This window comes from Rhizobium sp. GW821-FHT14E12 (assembly GCF_058803745.1).
Genome location: NZ_JBXAPH010000003.1, coordinates 78,369 through 95,322, shown reverse-complemented (window position 1 = coordinate 95,322; position 16,954 = coordinate 78,369). Strand labels below are relative to the sequence as shown.

Here is a 16,954-nt window from a genome sequence, read left to right as displayed (position 1 = left end):
GAAATGATCAGGGCGCGCGCGGTGCGGACCTTGCCGCTCTCGACAAGGTCGCTCTCGGTGTGACGTCCCGAACGCTCGCCTTCCCAAAATTGCAACAGAGCCCCAAAACGCCCCGTTTTGTCAGGATATTGGTGTCAGGTGCCGGGAATCGGCTCCCAAGTTAGACCGTCAGTCTGCGAAAATTGCGGGATATGGGCAAGGCTCTGAATGAGGTCACAGTCCGATCCCAGCGCTTCCTGCCAATCGCCAGCCTCGGTCAGGACAACGCCAATGCCGACTACGTCAGCTCCTGCCTTGCGTACCAGCTCGAGCGACCCCTTAAGACTGGATCCCGAGGCGACCACGTCGTCGACCACGACCACGCGCTTGCCCTTGAGAAGGGGTATCGCGGCGCGGTCCAGCAGCAGGCGCTGTTCGCCCTTTGATGTAATGGAGGAGATTGTCTGCTCCAATGCATTCGCCAAATGGATCTTTGGCGACTTCTGCAGGATGACGTAGTTGTCGAGTCCGAGCGCACGAGAAACCTCGATTGCGACGGGAATGCCAAGTGTCGCCGTGCCGACGATGATGTCGGGCTTGAGCGGTGCGAATTTGGCGGCAAGTTTGCGGCCGACATGTTCGCCGAATTTCACACCGAGATCGATGACCATCATCAGCGAAATGGCAAAATCCGGCTTGATCGCCACGATCGGCAAGTCTACCGGATAGCCGGAAACATCGACTCTCCAGTTTTGTCCGGTTCTCGGGTCCATGGTCTCAGAGGTCATCGGTTTTGTCCTTCATGCTAAGGCGCGGCTCGACCATGAGGCCAACATGGCGCCAGGTTGTCCGCTTGTGTTTGAGATCATACCCGTAGAGGGTGAGAGAGAACGAAATGGCGTGCGCCATACGGATCGCCTGGACGAGCAGTGGAACGCCGCGGGCCAGTGCGAAGCGCAGTTTCGTCGGCAGGCTGACATTGTCGATCTCCATGCCGCGAGACCGTTGCGCGTCCGCAATGCGTTCGAAATCGTCGCGCAGCATTGGAATGACGCCGAAGGTCAACGAGAGAACAAGCGTGGCAATCGGCGGCAGCCGCGCGGCGCTTGCTGCTGCCAATATCGAGCCCGGCGTACTGGTCTCCATGACGAAGTAGAAGGCGGCTGTGGTTGTCACCAGCCTGGCCGCCATCGCGGCGGCGACAGACAGGGCTGCGCCTGTCGAAAGGCCCTGTAGCCAGAGGTTTATCATCCAGCTCAGCATGACCATGCCGGTGAGCAGGGTGGCACCCTTGATATAACCGCGCAAACCGGGAACGCGTATCGCCCATAGAAGCATCAGACAGGCAAGCGCAAGCGGCACGCCGAAGCGCCAGTCGGGAGCGAGCCAGGCTGCCAGCATAATGGCAAAGGCAATCCCCAGCTTGATAAAAAAGTTGAGCTCGTGAAGCCGCGTCATGCCCTGCTCCAGGCTGTCATATCATAGGGCGCTTGCCAGCCGAGAGAGCGGAAGGTGCTGCTTTCCCAGCCGTCTTCGGGCCTTCCCTCGAACGCGATCGCGCCATTGTCCAAGATCATCAGACGGCTGGCCAGATCGTCGACCAGTTCCAGATCGTGCGAGATCAACATCACCGCTCGTCCCGAGGACTGCATTGACGAGATGAAAAGCTCCAGCATTTGCCGGCCTTTGATGTCCCTGGCCAAAAGCGGCTCGTCGATGATGGCGACAGCCGCGCCGGTTGCGTCGGCGCAAGCAAGGCCCAGCAGAGCCTGCTGACGGGCCGAAAGCGCAAATGGATTGGCCTCTGCGAGGTTGGAGAGTGAATAGCGCTCCAGCGCTGCCGTGGCGCGGGCGATGACGGCTGGGTCGCTGGAGGATGCAGTGGAGGCCGTGACGGCAAAGATCACTTCACCGAGCACAGTCATATTGAACAGAATATGGCGCATGTTCTGCGGGATATAGGCAATCTTGCGCGCCCTCGCGGCGACGGACCAGTCGTCGGCCCTCGTCCCGTCGAAGAGAATGGAGCCTGCGGTCGTTTTCAGAAGTCCGAGGATCGATTTGAACAGCGTCGTCTTGCCGGCGCCGTTGCGGCCGATGAGTGCGAGGACCTCTCCAGCTCGAACGTCGAAACTCACATCCTTTAGAACCGGGTTTCCGAGCGAGCGGGAAAGCTGGCTCGTCAGCTTCGAAACGGTCAACAGCGCGTGGCCCGTCTCGACGGTCTGTCGCGCGGGCCGAGGGCGCATTGGCGGTAGAATGCCGGCTTCGATCCAGGCGGCGTCCTGTGTGAGAACAGTCTTTGGCGGCATGCTTGGAGAAAGGCTGCCGTGACGCAATAAAGCGATGCTGTCGATCACGGAATGGAGCGCCAAAGGGTGCTGCTCCGAGATCAGCAGGGTCGGGACGCTGCCCGACACCTTCCGCAGGATGTTGGAAAGGCGCATGCGGGCGGCGGGATCGAGCCCGGTGGTAGGCTCGTCCAGCACCAGGATTGCCGGATTAGAGGCGATCGCGGCGGCAATGGTGACCATCCGCCGTTCACCACCCGAGAGGGTCAGAACCCGACGGCCACGCAACGCCTCCAGCTCGAACTCCGCAATTAGCTCGGCGAGCCGGTTGCGGATCACGTTCTGCTCGACGCCCTTGTTCTCCATCGGGAACGCGATGACATCCTCGACACAGATGTCCCAAAGCTGGTCTTCACTATTTTGCGCCACGAAGCCGATCATACTGAACAGCTCCTTCTTCGTGAAAGAGTGGAGCGGACGGCCGGCAAGTTCCACTTGGCCGGAGAATTCGGCAGCGTGAATGAGGCGCGGGATCAGGCCAGCGGCAACGCCGAGCAGCGTCGACTTGCCGCTGCCGGCTTCGCCACAGACGAGAAGCCGCTGTCCCTCGTCAAGCGTACAATTGGTTTCGGCAAGCACCGGTGCGGGACCGCCGAAACCGATCGTCAGATTGGCAATATTGAGCACGTGTTGATCCGGATCGGGTTCAGAAGCGTTTGAAGCCGGCGGGATGCGCGCTCTTCAGAATTTTCAGGGCCGGGATGATCAGAAGCGGCGTGCCGACGACCATCGGGACGATGTCGGATAGGCCAAGATAGCCAAAACCCCACCAGAACGGAAAAATGCCGAGATAGGCAAGGCTTGCAGACACCGCCACCACCATGATCAGCCCGACGACAAGGCAAACCGCAGCAATCTTGATCAGCGCCAGACGATCAAAGACAGTCTTGGCGGGATCAAAGAGGAGCCCCGGCACAAGGCCGGTCAGGCCGACCATGACGCCATCGACGATGAGCGAATGCGCAGGAATGAAAGTGCCGGCCAGAAGCGACCAGACGATGGTGCCGAGGTAGCCGCAAATGAAACCGCTGCGCCAGCCGAGCAGGATACCGATTACCGGCGGCAGGAAGGCGAAAATGCGCCACTGGATGACGCCGGGCACGAGCTGGATTGGATTGGCATAGGCCCAAAGGACACCCGTGGCGGCAGCCGCCACGATCGAGAGCACGATGGGAAAGAGAGTATTGCCGTCAGTTTGCGATGCGGTTGCTGGCTGCATGATTTTTGTCCCCTTCAAAAGTAACTTCCGGAAATTCTCGAAAAACCGGCTGGAACGGCTTTCCGCAATGGTTCAAACGCAAATTTGGTCTCGATCACATGCCGCCCGGCGATTGCGGGAAGACTGTTCAGGAGAGTCGCCGAACGTCCTGTTTACACCTGTGCTGCGCCCCTTTGAGCCGCAGAGCGTCTTCGCTGGGTCTGCGCCAAATGCTTGTTGACCAAAACTCGGTCATCCATCCAAGCGTCTTTCTCGGTTGCGGTATCGGGGGTCGCCACTCCGTTGACAATGTCGAACTGAGGAATGTGGCCGAGGCTGGCGACCAGGCTGGCGTCCTTACCGAGCAGATCCCGCCAGGCGTGACCCTCGGTCAGAATGGCACCCGCACCAATTATATTGGCGCCAGCGCGTCGCACGAGACGGATCGCCGCCGCCATGCTGGAGCCGGTTGCGATGACATCGTCGACAATGAGAACGCGCTTGCCCTGGAGCAGGCTTATCGAGCGGCGATCAAGCAGAAGGCGTTGCGGCTGTGCAGTCGTGATCGAGCGCACATCCTCGACCAAGGCGTCGGCGAGGTGAAATTTTGGTGATTTCTGCAGGATGACATATTGGTCTATACCAAGGCGCCGTGAGACTTCGATCGCGACCGGGACGCCCAAGGTGGCGCTACCGACGACGATGTCGGGTCGCATCTGCGCAAAATGACTGGCGAGAGCATCGCCGACGATGTCGCCAAACCGGATACCCATGTCGATTACCATCAGCAGCGCGATTGCTCGTCGGTCGTTTAGCTGGATAATCGGTAGGCTGAAATTCTCGCCGGCAATCTCTATCTGATGGGTTTGCGGGGTCTCCAGATACATTAATGCGGCCTTTTGCCATCATAAGTTGCAGTCGAAGTATTATCCCAGTAGACACTAGGTCGCCCGGCTTTTACAACCAACAAAATTCGTCCGGTGTGTTTCCTTTTCTTCAACGAGGTACTCTTCCCGAATGAGCAGGCTTTTGTTTTCTCGGTTCGCGCATTATCTCGACGAGATTGCTAAACGCGGCTCGATCAGAAAAGCCGCGGAGAAACTGAATGTCTCGGCTTCCGCGATCAATAAGCAGCTCATCGTTGCCGAGGAAGAGTTCGGTGTTGCCTTATTTGAGCGTCTGCCACGAGGGATGCGGCTGACCTCGGCGGGCGAATTGCTCATTAACGGTTATAGAGAATGGAATAAGGACCTTTCCCGGATCAAATTCGAGATCGAGGAATTGAAGGGGCTTCGCCGTGGCGAAGTGAAAATTGCCGCCTCCCAGGAAACTGTGCCCGACTTTCTGCCCGCGGCGATCGCGCGGTTTATGAAGGATCATCTTCGCATCCGCAATTCGATCACGGTGGCGGATTCGGACCGTGTGCGTCAACTGGTGAGGGACGGAGGCGTAGACTTCGGGCTAACGTTTAGCCCCCCGCCGCTGCCGGGGGTCGTTGTCACGCGTTCGGCGGACTTTCACCTGATGGCCATGTTGCCGGCAACGCTCGGCGTGAAGCAGCCGGATAGCATGTCTATCGAGGAATTCTTCCAAAAACCGACGATCGTCCCCGATGCGAGCAGTCACTTGCGTGATATCGTCGACATTGCGGCGGCACGTATCGGTACGAGGTTGCAGCCCGTCTTGACGACCAATAGCTTGTCGCTCATGCGTTCCATGGTTCGTGAGGGTTGCGGTTTCGGCGTGACGGCCGTGGCTAGGGGCATGCCCTTGAAGGGTGATGAGGGAATACATTGCTCCCGCATAGCTGATCGCGGTTTACCGCCGATGGTGCTGTCGCTGATCGTTGATCCACGCCGCAGCCTCTCCATGACCTCCATCATCGCGCGGAGGTATTTTGAGGAATATTTCGATGAGCTCGCACTTCATACGGACGAAGCGGTTTCCCGTTCATTGGAGTAACGGAGTTTGGCCCCTGAATGAATACCTGTTCGCGGCTTGCTGGCTGTCTAGGGAAGGACCTTTACCATCATGCCCTATCTCCCAGCAGCTGGCTCTGACTTCCGGGCCATTAGCAAGATTCTGCACATCCTCGTGAAGTGTTCGCAGAGTGAATGCAGCAGCTCGAGCACGCGCGTGTCGCCGCTCGTGAATTCAACCAAAAATTGCTGATGGCGATTTCCTCCCGTTGAAGAAAAGGAAACGCACTGGACGAATTTTGGTGCTTGTAAAAGTTGTGCGGCCCTATGTCTATAGAGACAATATCGTTTGGTTCTAATGCTCAGGGCAGCAAGGCGGTAAGTATGCATCTAGAGACCCCGCAAACCTAATCAGACCGAGATCACGGTTGGCGAATTAAAATTATTATGTCTGAAGTCAAAGCCTACCTTCTGAACGCAGCTGCCGAAACGATCCGGAGCATGATGCTTCCCGCGGCAGATCGGCTTACGCATATCTCCCGCTTGATCGGAAGCAGCAAGGTTGATGCCGTTCGCGTCGAGCGCTCTCATATCGTCTATGTCGGTGCAAATAGCATGACCGACGGGGTTCATAGCGTAACGGACTTGAAAGGCCACGGCTCGCCGTTTGCCGGCAATCTTCTTATTGTCGGTGCTGATGAACGTGGCGAGATGACGGGCGCCAGCGACAGTATCGAGCACTTCGCGAGAAAACTGACTATCGTTCGCCCAGTCTTCGTGCCTGTCTTCGAGACGTTAACCGGCCCCGACATCTTCGGAACCCGCGTCATCCGCCTGGATGTTCGCATGGAGCGGACTTCGCCGAAAATCATCGACTGAGTGCCAGATGGGAGAATGGAGGCTCTTTGTCGATTGCAATCGCGGCCGATTCATACGCCCGCGAAATGACACAGGACTTTTCCACCACCCACGCGTTGACGTGGCGTTGGAGCAGCCGTCTTGCAAATATCCTGCGCCATGGGACAGCGCGGATGAAATGTGCACCCCGCCGGTGGGTTGAGGGGGCTGGGAGGCTCGCCCCCCATCAGCGTGCGTGCCCTGTTCGGCGCCAACACATCGGGTATAGTCTGAAGCAGAAGCTGCGTGTAGGGATGTTGTGGATTGGCAAAGAGCGCCTCCGTTTCCGCCTCCTCGACAATACGGCCGAGATACATCACGGCAATCCTGTCGGCCATGTGACGCACGACGGCGAGGTTGTGGCTGATGAAAAGATAGGTCAGTCCGAGTTCGTCCTGAAGCCGGCGCATTAGATTGAGAATTTGCGCCTGGACAGAAACGTCCAGCGCAGAGGTGGGTTCGTCGCAGACAAGGAATTCCGGCTCGCCGGCCAATGCGCGGGCGATTGAAATTCTCTGTCGCTGGCCACCCGAAAACTCGTGTGGATACCGCCTGGCATCATCGGGCGACAGCCCGACGACGCGCAGCAGCTGCGATACTCTTTCCGTAATCTCGGCAGGCGACGTTCTCAGTTTAAACTCGCGGATCGGCTCGGCGATGATATCGCCCACGCGCCATCGGGGATTGAGGCTTGCATGCGGATCCTGGAAGATCATCTGCGCTTCCATCGGCTTGCCGCTGGCGGAGCTGCCGAAGACAATCGCGCCTTCCGTGGGCTCATGCAGTCCTGTCACCAGACGCGCGACCGTCGACTTGCCGCAACCGGATTCTCCGACAAGCGCGAGGCATTTGCCTTTTTTTACGGTGAAGGTCACGTCTTGAACGGCCTGCAGATATCGTCTGGGCTTGCGCTCGATCACCCGGTTCAACCATGGAGCCGAGACCTCGAAGACACGGGTCAGCTGGTCGACTTCGAGAGCGTTTTCGATATCTCTCATTGGACACCTCCTTCGATCAGCCAGCAGGCGGCAGCACCATGCTCGCCCGCCTCAGTGAGGGATGGTTGGTCGACGCGACAGCGCGGCATGACATCCCGACAGCGCGGATTGAACGCACATCCGGAGGGCATGGCGTTCAGGCGCGGCATGGCGCCATCGATCTGCGCAAGTGTCTCAAGCCGCGCGCCAAGCGCTGGGATCGAAGCCATGAGCCCACGCGTGTAAGGATGCTTGGGACGCGCGAGGACTTCCGCCACGGGGCCGATCTCAACAACGCGACCGGCGTACATCACAGCAACGCGGTCGGCGGTCTCTGCAATGACGCCCATATCGTGGGTAATCAACATGACCCCCACCCCCTGCTCGACGCAGAGGCGACGCAGCAATGCTGTGATCTGAGCCTGGATCGAAACGTCGAGTGCCGTTGTCGGCTCGTCGGCGATGATCAGTCGAGGGTTGCCCGCCAGAGCCAGTGCGATGACAACGCGCTGGCGCATTCCGCCCGAAAACTGATGCGGATAGTGGTCCACCCGCTCTTCCGCGCCGGGAATGCCGACATGTTTCAGCAGTTCGATAGCCCGAAGCCGAGCGGCGGCTTTATCGATGTCGGAATGCAATCGAACGGTTTCGATAAGCTGCTGTCCGACAGAAAAGAGAGGGTTGAGCGACGTCAGCGGGTCCTGGAAGATAGCTCCAACCTTTCGTCCTCGAACTTTCTCCATCTGCCTCTCGTTCAGGCAATCGGTGCGCTGACCGGCAATGCTGATTTCGCCGGCGATGACACGACCCGGCGGTTCCAGCAGGCCCAGCACGGCCATCCCTGTCATCGACTTTCCCGCACCGGATTCGCCGACGACACCCAGAATTTCTCCCGGAGCGATCGTCAGCGAGACATCGGACAAAGCAGCAAGTGTTCCCCGACGGGTCGGAAATTCGACCGAGAGGCCGGATACCACAAGTGCTGGTTCATGGACCGTTTGGGTCATTGTTGCTCCAGGTCTGGGTAGCTTGGTGGGAAGATCGAATTGACCGGCGGGTGTCGATAGGTCCGCTCCGGATAGAGGGAGACTAGGCTGTCGAATTGCGCCTGCGCTCTGGCGCGGGCGGCCGCCAGATCGATTCCGGCAACGGCGCCGTCGCGCATCGAGATACGCCCGTCGACGATCGTTGCCTTGGTGACGCGGCCGGTCGCCCCATAGATCAGCGTCTGAACCGGATCGATGCGGGGCGCGATCATGACGTCGCTCATGTCGAAAACGGCGATATCGGCCTTTGCGCCGGGTGCAATTCGCCCGAGATCGGGGCGCTTCAGCGCATCGGCGCCGGCAATTGTTGCCGAGTCATAGAATTCGGATGCGGATGCAGCATCACCTTTGCCCTCGGTGATGCGATTGGCCATCAGGCCGACGGCAAGGTTCAAGACCATGTCCGGCGGCGCGGTGTCGGTGCCCATGCCGATACGGATGCCCATCGCCTTGAGGCGGGAATAGGATTTGAGTGCCGATCCATGACGTGCCGACACCAGCGGACAGTGCGCGACCGTTACGCCACTTTCGGCGTAGAGGGCGAGATCCTCATCCGTCGCGACCGTTGCGTGCGGCGCGATCAGGCGAGGGGAGAGCAATCCGAGATCGGCGAGCCAGCGGGGTGCCGTGACGCCGTGCAGTCTTCGCACGGTCTGGAGTTCCATTTCGCCCTGGGCCATATGCAGCCGTACCGGCAAGTCTAGGTCGTCCGCTCGCGCGAATGTCTGCCTGAGCAAGCTTTCCGTACACGTCTCGACCCTGTCGGGTGCAAACATACCCGAGATCAGACCATCCGCATGGCCGTGGATGCGGCGGGCAAAGTTTGTGGCTTCAGCCAGTTCCGCCAGGCCTCTGGCTTCATCGAAGACCGTCTGCATGGTGCCGGCCTCGTCGAGGATCACCCCGCCGCTGCGATAGGCCGGCCCCAGCCAGACGCGCAGCCCGAGATCGTCGGCTGCCTGGGCGGCGGCTTCGAATTCGGCAACGGTCTCTCCCCAGGCTCGGTAGAAAAGCGATGCAATCGGCAGCGCGGACGTGATCCCGTTCAGCAAAAGCTGCGCAAAGGCATAGCGTTTCTGGAACGCCAGTTCTTCGGCTGTGTACATCTCGCGGGATTGCGCCGCATAGTCGGCGGGCCAGACTCGCCCTTTCTTCCAGCCCGGCTGGTTGTCCATGGTAAGCACGGTGGTATCGAGGTCGGAAAGCGCGTCCAGATCCACGAAGCCGGGGCCGATGAGGGCCTCCCCCATGTCATATCTGGCCGCAAGCTCACCGGCGAAGCGGTGTCCGACCCAGATGACACGATCCCGCTCGATGACGACTTCGCCGTTCTCGATCAGCCGCCGCCCGTCCGGGGTATCCGCAATGACAAATCGCGCTGCCAGCGCCCAACGTCCTTCCGGACGGTGCCCAAGCGGAAGATCTGACCAGTTCATGGGCGTTCTCGCAGGCTTTTGCCATCACGGGCGACGACGTTTCCGGCGGTGACGACCAGCTTTCGCGGCGCATGGGTGACGATTGCCTCGGCAAGCGTTTCCCCTTCGACCAGCACGATGTCACCCCGTCCGCCCTGGGCGATTTCATGGCCGGTCCTCTCCATCACAACGGCGCCGCCGGTTGTGCAGACATGCAAGGCCAGCGGGAGTTCGTCATCGCGGCGCAGATTGTTTTTCATGCCGAGAAGCATCGCGCGCTCAAGCATGTCGCCGTTGCCATAGGGACCCCAGGTGTCGCGGAAGCCGTCGACGCCGGCGCCAAAGCGGACACCTGCCGCCAGAAGCCGCTTCAGGGAGGGTGTCTCTCGGGATGGCGGTGCCGTTGTCAGGATCGGGATGCCGAGTTCGGCGCATGTGTCGATTAGCGCCTGCGTCATGTTCCAATCTGGGTGGCCGAGGCAAAAGGCGTGGCTGACGGCGACCTTGCCCTGCAGCCCGAGCGCGCGGACGCGTTCGAAAATCATCTCCATGGAAAAAGCGCCCAGTTCGCCGGACTCGTGCAGATGAATGTCGATGCTCTTGCCATGCCTTTCCGCGATGGCGAAGATCGCGTCGAGATGGCCCTTGGGGTCCTTGTCCATGCCGCAAGGGTCAAGGCCGCCGACAAGATCCGCACCCATTGCCATCGCCCGATCCAGGAGCTCAGCCGTGCCTTGCCGGCGCATAAGCCCTGACTGGGGAAACGCAACGATCTCTATTTCGACAATGCCGGCAAGCTGCCTGCGGGTCTCCATGACGCCTTCGAGCGCAATGAGGCCCTGGTCGGTGTCGATATCGACATGGGTCCGGATCAGAGTGGTGCCGTAGCCGACGGATTGCAGCGACTGACGCATGGACTGGATATGGGCATCCAGCCCGAGATCACGTTTGACCTGGCGCTCGTTGTCGATCTTGTCGATGAGCCGTGGCCCGACTTCGTTGACATACCAGGGATAGCCGAGCAGCGACTTGTCGAGATGGGTATGGGCATCGACGAGGCCGGGAATGGTGATGCGACCGCCGGCATCCTCGACCGTTGCCCCCTCGGCGGCGACGTTCCGGCCGACAGCGGCAATACGACCGTCCACGATCAAGATATCGGCGACGTCCTTGCCCATGGGGCGCGTGTTGGTGATGAGAAGCTTGTTCATGTGACGTCCTCAGCGCAGTTTGGGGTTGAGTGCATCGCGCAGCCAATCCCCCAGGATATTGATCGAGACAACCAGCAGGCAGAGCTGAATGGCCGGGAAAAGGACGATCCACCATAGTCCCGAAAACAGGTATTCGTTGCCGATGCGGATCAAGGTGCCGAGCGATGGCTGCTCGACGGGCATGCCGACACCAAGGAAGGAAAGCGTCGCCTCGATGAGAATCCCGAAGCCGAAATTGAGCGTTGCGGTCACCAGCAGCGGCGTCGTCGTATTCGGGAGGATATGCCTCAGCATGATCCGCCGTGCCGGCACGCGGATCAACCGGGCCGCCTGCACATACTCCTTGTTGCGTTCGACCATCGTCAGGGCGCGCACGGTGCGAGCATATTGCACCCAGGCAGAAAGCGAGATGGCAAACACGATCACCGACGATGCGCCGGCGTCGCGCAGTCCGGGCGGCAGCATCTGACGCGCCATTGCCGACACCAGGATGGCGATCAGCATCGTCGGCATCGAAAGAAGGACGTCGCCCGCCCGCATCAGCAAACCGTCGGCCCACTTTCCATAATAGCCGGCGATAAGGCCGAGCGTGGCCCCGACCGCCAGGGAGACGGCGACAGAAGCTGCGCCGATCACGATCGAAGCACGAGATCCGTAGAGGATGGCCGAAAGCACATCGCGGCCTTGAAGATCCGTGCCCAACAGGTAGGGCCACTGGCCATCCGCGTTCCAGATCGGCGGCAACTGGGCGTTCATGAGATCGAGAGACGCCAGATCATACGGATTCTGCGGTGCGATCCATGGCGCCAGAAATGCCGATGCCAGCAACAGAACCAGGACAATGGTGGCGACGATGGCGGAGGGATGCTTCCTGAAGCTCCACCACAGATCCGTATCGGCGATGCGGCGGCGGAGGGAGGGGCGCCGGGGCACAGGTTTCGTCGGATTGGCCGTTTCGATGCCGCTCATGGGGTGCTCCTCTCGCTCAGGCTTTGCGCAGACGCGGATCGACGACGGCATAGGCGACATCGACGAAGGTGTTCAGGACGACAAAGATGAAGGCCACGATGCAGAGATAGGCGGCCATCACAGGGATATCGACGAAGGTGACTGCCTGCATGAACAGCATGCCCATGCCCGGCCACTGGAACACGGTCTCGGTGACCAGGGCAAAGGCGATGAGATTGCCAATCTGCATTGCCGTCAAAGTGATGACCGGCATCAGACAGTTTTTCAGCGCATGACGAAACCATAGCGACCGGCGCCGAACGCCGCGGGCGCGGGCGAACTTGATGAAGTCCGAACGCAGGGTTTCCAGCATTTCGGCGCGAACAAGCCGCATGACAAGCGTGATCTGAAAGAGCGATAACGAGAGTGCCGGCAGCACCAGCGCCGCGCGCCCGGAAGAGGTGAGCAGACCCGTGGACCACCAGCCGATCTGGACGATATCGCCGCGCCCATAGCCGGGTAACCATCCAAGCGACACGGAAAACACCAGGATCAAGAGAATGCCGACAAGAAAGCTCGGCAGGGAAATTCCGATCACGGAGGTGAATTGAAGTCCTTCCGCCCACCATCTTCCACGTCCGATGGCGGTGAAGACACCAAGCGGAATGCCGGCGACGAGCGAGATGATCGTGGCGATGAGCACAAGCTCGAATGTCGCTGGAAACCGCTCGCCGATCAGCTTGATGACATCCTGCTGGTTTCGATAGGAAAGCCCGAATTCGCCCTGGGCCGCCTTGACGACGAAGCGGGCATATTGCGTCAGGAAGCCATCGTTCAAGCCGAGCCTGGTGCGCAGTTCGTCATGTTCGGCCTGCGTGGCACTTTCGTTCATCATCATTTCGACGGGATCGCCGACGAAACGGAAAATCATGAAAGCGATGAAGGTGACGGTTAACATCACGAGGATCGCATTGCCGATGCGCTTTACGAGGAAGGCGATCATTGCGCTTTACGTCCCTGGTTTCGATCTAGCCCGATTTTCCGTGAGGGAGGCCCGCCGCCATGAGGTGCGGCGAGCCCAATCGCGTCGTCACTTCTTCACGAGCCATAGACGGGGAAGGTTGTCGGCAAAGAGCGGTAGATCCGCGACCTTGTTCGCCGTCGCCCAGGTCAAAGGCTGCTGGTGCAACGGGATCATCAGCACATGCTCCTTGGCAACCTTGAGGGATGCCGCTTCGAGTGCCAGGCGCTTGGTCTGATCGAGTTCGACTGCCGAGGCTTCCGTCAGTCTGTCGAATTCGCTGTCCGACCAGCCGCCCCAGTTGAAGATGCCATATGTGCCGCCCTTCGTGTGCAGGACCTGCGAGGTGAGGCTATAGGTGTCGAGCATAGGGAGGGTCGCCCAGCCGAGCGTATAGACATCGACCTGCCCATTCGAGCGCTTTGGCGTCTGGACGGCGCGGGGTCCCTGGTCAAGCTTCGGCTTCAGCCCGATACGCGACCACATGGAAGCCACGGCCTGGCAGATCTGCTCTTCGTTGACGAGCGTGTCGGTGCAGTTGAAGTCGAAGGCGAAATCTGAAGCGCCGGCCTCCTTCAGGAGAGCCTTTGCCTTTTCCAAGTCGGCCTGCACCGGCGTATCGAGCGCGGCGTCGTAGCCCGGGATCTGCGGTGCGACGAGCGTGCCGGCGTTGCGGGACTTTCCACGCATGACCTTCTTCTTGATGAGGTCAAGGTCGATCGCGAGCTGCATCGCTTGACGAACGCGTACGTCTTTCATTGGGTTGGGAGCACCGGAAAGGAGCGTGTCGCGCTGGCTGAAGCCGATCATGACTGTGCGCAGGTCGGTGCCCTCGAGAAGCTTGACGTTCGGCGAAGCCTGCAGGCGGGGGATATCCTGAACGGGCGCCTTGTCCGTGAAGTCGATATCGCCGGCCAACAGCGCCGCCACGCGTGTCGCGTCGGAGGCAATCGGTGTGAACTCGATCCGGTCGATATTGTGCTGCGGTTTGTCCCACCAGCCATCGAATTTGACGAAAACGGTCTTGGCGTCGGGCTGTCGGCTCTCGATTTTGAAGGGACCAGTGCCGTTGGCATGATAGGTCGCGTAGCCTTCGACGCCCGATCCGACGTCGGTCGGGGCCTCGGTATTGTTGTCCTTCAGCCAGCCGGCATCGAAGATGTAAATCGTTGTCAGATCGTTGAGAAGGAGGGGGTAGTTCGGCGTGACATCGATTTCGATCGTATGGGCGTCGATGACCCGCGATCCCTTGTAAGCAGGAATGTTGCCCTTGAGCGGTGACTTCGGATCGCTGGCCCGCACCAGCGACGCCTGCACGTCTTCCGCCGTAAAATCGGCGCCGTTGTGAAATTTGACGCCTTCGCGCAGCTTGAAGCGCCAGGTCGTCGGCGAAACGACTTCCCAGGATGTTGCTAGTGCAGGCTCGATCTTCAGGTTGCGATCGTAGCGTACCAAGCCTTCGTATACGTGATTGAGCACTCCGAGCGTAAAACTGTCGCCATAGGAATCGGGATCAAGCGAACCCAGATCGCGCGATGCGCCCCAGCGAAATGTCTCAGCACCGGCGGGCATGGCCAGGCCAAGCAATAAGGCCCCGGCGAGAAGTAGTCTTCCAATTCTGATCATATTGTTCCCCCGATCTTTATATTGTATGCAATTTTTGCTCTAAATCCGCGATCTCCTGACGAAAATGGCATGATTGCGCCAAAGTCGGCGGCGGTATTCAAACGAAAATCTTAATTTTCTTGCAGAACGTATCAAAATTCGTATTCTAGATCGTATGCAATATCAACATAAATTTGCATGCGATTTTTATCCGTTTATGGCAGACAAAAATTGTGCATATAGAAGCGCAATGAAAAGCGCCGCCAAACCACGGGATGGAGACCTCTATGTCCACGAACCAGACGCGTAGTGATGCCATTTACGCTTCCCTGAGACGGGCGATCCTTGAGCAGGCACTGAAGCCTGGGGTTAAGTTGCCGGAGGATTCCATCGGCGACACCTTCGGCGTCAGCCGTACGAGCGCTCGCAATGCGCTTGTGCGCCTGGTTTCCGACGGTCTGGTCGAGATCAAGCCCAACCGCGGTGCCTCGGTCGCCATGCCGACACTGGAGGAGGCGCATGAGGTCTTCGCGCTACGCCGTTGCCTGGAGCGTGAGGTTATCGAGCGGCTCTGCACGCGTATGCCGAAAGACGGGATCGATGCGCTGATATCGCATGTCCGCGAAGAGGAGCGCGCGCTGCGGTCGTCCTCGCCGCGGTCAATCCGGCTGGCTGGAGAGTTTCACATTCTGCTGGCCGAACTGACCGATTCGAAGCTGTTGATCGATTTCATCAGCCGCGTCGTGTCCCGCTCCTCACTCATTCTTGCCCGGTTTGGCCGACCCCATTCCGCCGAATGCGGCATCGACGAGCACATCCAGCTTATTGAGGCCCTGAAGCAGCTCGATCGCGAGCGCGCGACGGAAATCATGGATCACCATCTCCACGCCGTCGAAGACCGCGCGCGTGTCGATGAGGATGATGCGCCCGATGTCGGGGAGATATTGAGCCGCTACCTGGCTGTTCCCGACTAACGACAAAGACATCTCGGCATCGTTGGAAAAATGAGCCATGCCAGAGACGACAAGGAAAATATGACAATGACGGTGCCCAAGAGCACGCCCAGTGCAGCTGATTTTACGCGGTTTGATTTTGGTTCGCTAACGCCGCGTGAGTGTTACAAATTGCTGATCGGCACGGTCGTGCCGCGTCCTATCGCCTGGGTGACCACGGTCGATGCTGAAAATCGCGTCAATGCTGCGCCGTTCAGCTTTTTTGGCGTCCTGTCTGCCGATCCGCCGATCCTGGCGATTGGCGTCGAAAATCACGGCGATCTGAGCTTCAAGGATACCGGGCACAATATTCGCCATACCGGCGAGTTCACCGTGAACATCGTTGGAGCCGAAAACCTGGATGCCATGAATGTGACGGCCGTTCCGTTTCCTGCCGGTGTTGACGAGCTGGAACGCGCAGGGCTTACGGCTTTGCCGGGCAGCCATGTTCGCTCCCCCTATATCGCGGAGGCGCCGGCGGCTTTCGAGTGCCGTCGCCATGTGACCTTGCAGGTTGGCGGCTCGCGAGAGATCGTTATCGGCGAGGTGCTGGCACTGCACATCAAGTCGAACCTCGTCAACGAGCGTCTGCATATCGACCCGAAAGGCCTGAACGCCCTCGGACGAATGGGCGGCCACGGCTATGTCAGAACGGACGAAACGTTCGATCTGCCGACGATGTCGCTGGATGAGTGGACTGCGGGGATCAGTTGAGGAAGCGCTCTTCGCCCTGCCGGTCTAAGGCTTGGCGACGCCAATCTCGGCCGGCCTGCTTAACTGCGGGCCGACCGGCTCATTTCATCCGGAAGGCGCCAGATTGAGCCACGAGGAGCGAAACACTGTCGGTCCTCATGGCTCATCCGCTTCGAGGTAAATTCGAAATTGAGCGCTTTTGATGGCGAGCAGGTGATGGCTATTTGGCGCGAGAAGCCGGCTTGGGCTTTTTCGCGGTACTGATGCCGAGCTCGCGGTTCAGTTTCTTTTGCGCGAGCTTCCGCGTACGGCGGATCCCCTCGGCCTTCTCGCGAGCGCGCTTTTCGGAAGGCTTTTCATAGGACTCGCGAAGCCGCATTTCCCGGAAAACACCCTCTTGCTGCAACTTCTTCTTCAGAAAGCGTAGCGCCTGATCGACATTGTTGTCTCTAACAAGGACTTGCAAGCTTTTCCCCTAATATAACCATGTTCATTTGTTCGGAGAGATCCATACGCTCAGAGCGGAGGGTTTGGCAACGACACTTCGCCCCTTTCGCAGTGATTTGAGAGCATAAGGGAGCGATTTTTGCGGGGAGAGCTCGTTGATGCAATGGAATAGCGTGGTCACCGACGCGCGGTTAACGTTACAGTGCCAGCTTTCCTTCTGTTCGCAAGGCAAATAAATGCCGGGAGTGCGTATCC

General features: G+C 59.3%; 17 protein-coding genes. 4 read left to right on the top strand and 13 right to left on the bottom strand.

What is annotated here, in order from left to right:
* Nucleotides 1-134: 134 nt before the first annotated feature.
* The 5 genes from AC1RO0_RS13780 to AC1RO0_RS13760 all read right to left on the bottom strand — a co-directional run bounded on the left by AC1RO0_RS13780 (nucleotide 135) and on the right by AC1RO0_RS13760 (nucleotide 4,415).
* Nucleotides 135-767 carry a phosphoribosyltransferase family protein gene (locus AC1RO0_RS13780; protein WP_498593455.1) on the bottom strand — a complete coding sequence of 211 codons (633 nt, stop codon included), beginning with the start codon at nucleotides 765-767 and terminating at the stop codon, nucleotides 135-137.
* Entirely contained in the window at nucleotides 757-1,437 is a 681-nt protein-coding gene (locus AC1RO0_RS13775) for an energy-coupling factor transporter transmembrane component T family protein (protein ID WP_498593454.1), read from the bottom strand. Before AC1RO0_RS13775 ends, AC1RO0_RS13780 begins: the two co-directional genes overlap by 11 nt.
* Entirely contained in the window at nucleotides 1,434-2,957 is a 1,524-nt protein-coding gene (locus tag AC1RO0_RS13770) for an ABC transporter ATP-binding protein (protein WP_498593453.1), read from the bottom strand. The genes AC1RO0_RS13775 and AC1RO0_RS13770 overlap by 4 nt, the downstream gene beginning before the upstream one ends.
* A gap of 19 nt (nucleotides 2,958-2,976) precedes the next feature.
* A complete protein-coding gene (locus tag AC1RO0_RS13765; RefSeq protein WP_498593452.1) occupies nucleotides 2,977-3,549 on the bottom strand; it encodes an aminotriazole resistance protein in 573 nt (190 codons plus the stop codon).
* Nucleotides 3,550-3,701: 152 nt separating this feature from the next.
* Entirely contained in the window at nucleotides 3,702-4,415 is a 714-nt protein-coding gene (locus AC1RO0_RS13760; protein ID WP_498593451.1) for a phosphoribosyltransferase family protein, read from the bottom strand.
* Between the two features lie 130 nt (nucleotides 4,416-4,545).
* On the opposite strand from AC1RO0_RS13760, the gene AC1RO0_RS13755 reads away from it, so the two are divergent.
* On the top strand, nucleotides 4,546-5,490 hold the full coding sequence (locus AC1RO0_RS13755) for a LysR family transcriptional regulator (RefSeq protein WP_498593450.1): 945 nt from the start codon (nucleotides 4,546-4,548) through the stop codon (nucleotides 5,488-5,490).
* A 572-nt stretch (nucleotides 5,491-6,062) separates the two neighbouring features.
* The gene (locus AC1RO0_RS13750) at nucleotides 6,063-6,326 is read left to right on the top strand and encodes a hypothetical protein (RefSeq protein ID WP_498593449.1); all 264 of its coding nucleotides are present in this window, start codon (nucleotides 6,063-6,065) and stop codon (nucleotides 6,324-6,326) included.
* Between the two features lie 50 nt (nucleotides 6,327-6,376).
* On the opposite strand, the gene AC1RO0_RS13745 is transcribed toward AC1RO0_RS13750, so the two are convergent.
* The 7 genes from AC1RO0_RS13745 to AC1RO0_RS13715 form a co-directional block, all read right to left on the bottom strand.
* Nucleotides 6,377-7,342: an ABC transporter ATP-binding protein gene (locus AC1RO0_RS13745; RefSeq protein WP_498593448.1), complete on the bottom strand. Its 966-nt coding sequence runs from the start codon at nucleotides 7,340-7,342 to the stop codon at nucleotides 6,377-6,379.
* Nucleotides 7,339-8,328, bottom strand: coding sequence for an ABC transporter ATP-binding protein (locus AC1RO0_RS13740; protein ID WP_498593447.1), 990 nt, complete (start codon nucleotides 8,326-8,328; stop codon nucleotides 7,339-7,341). Before AC1RO0_RS13740 ends, AC1RO0_RS13745 begins: the two co-directional genes overlap by 4 nt.
* Complete coding sequence (locus AC1RO0_RS13735) at nucleotides 8,325-9,803, bottom strand: amidohydrolase family protein (RefSeq protein WP_498593446.1); 1,479 nt, start codon at nucleotides 9,801-9,803, stop codon at nucleotides 8,325-8,327. The genes AC1RO0_RS13740 and AC1RO0_RS13735 overlap by 4 nt, the downstream gene beginning before the upstream one ends.
* Nucleotides 9,800-10,993 carry an amidohydrolase family protein gene (locus tag AC1RO0_RS13730; protein ID WP_498593445.1) on the bottom strand — a complete coding sequence of 398 codons (1,194 nt, stop codon included), beginning with the start codon at nucleotides 10,991-10,993 and terminating at the stop codon, nucleotides 9,800-9,802. The genes AC1RO0_RS13735 and AC1RO0_RS13730 overlap by 4 nt, the downstream gene beginning before the upstream one ends.
* A gap of 9 nt (nucleotides 10,994-11,002) precedes the next feature.
* Entirely contained in the window at nucleotides 11,003-11,962 is a 960-nt protein-coding gene (locus AC1RO0_RS13725) for an ABC transporter permease (RefSeq protein WP_498593444.1), read from the bottom strand.
* 16 nt (nucleotides 11,963-11,978) lie between these two features.
* A complete protein-coding gene (locus AC1RO0_RS13720) occupies nucleotides 11,979-12,944 on the bottom strand; it encodes an ABC transporter permease (protein WP_498593443.1) in 966 nt (321 codons plus the stop codon).
* 87 nt (nucleotides 12,945-13,031) lie between these two features.
* A complete protein-coding gene (locus AC1RO0_RS13715; protein ID WP_498593442.1) occupies nucleotides 13,032-14,588 on the bottom strand; it encodes an ABC transporter substrate-binding protein in 1,557 nt (518 codons plus the stop codon).
* 266 nt (nucleotides 14,589-14,854) lie between these two features.
* Between AC1RO0_RS13715 and AC1RO0_RS13710 the strand changes: the two genes are divergently transcribed.
* Together AC1RO0_RS13710 and AC1RO0_RS13705 are read left to right on the top strand one after the other, a co-directional pair.
* On the top strand, nucleotides 14,855-15,541 hold the full coding sequence (locus AC1RO0_RS13710; protein WP_498593441.1) for a GntR family transcriptional regulator: 687 nt from the start codon (nucleotides 14,855-14,857) through the stop codon (nucleotides 15,539-15,541).
* Nucleotides 15,542-15,607: 66 nt separating this feature from the next.
* Nucleotides 15,608-16,273 carry a flavin reductase family protein gene (locus AC1RO0_RS13705; protein ID WP_498593440.1) on the top strand — a complete coding sequence of 222 codons (666 nt, stop codon included), beginning with the start codon at nucleotides 15,608-15,610 and terminating at the stop codon, nucleotides 16,271-16,273.
* A 199-nt stretch (nucleotides 16,274-16,472) separates the two neighbouring features.
* On the opposite strand, the gene rpsU is transcribed toward AC1RO0_RS13705, so the two are convergent.
* Nucleotides 16,473-16,718 carry a 30S ribosomal protein S21 gene (rpsU, locus tag AC1RO0_RS13700; protein WP_498593439.1) on the bottom strand — a complete coding sequence of 82 codons (246 nt, stop codon included), beginning with the start codon at nucleotides 16,716-16,718 and terminating at the stop codon, nucleotides 16,473-16,475.
* Nucleotides 16,719-16,954 lie beyond the last annotated feature (236 nt).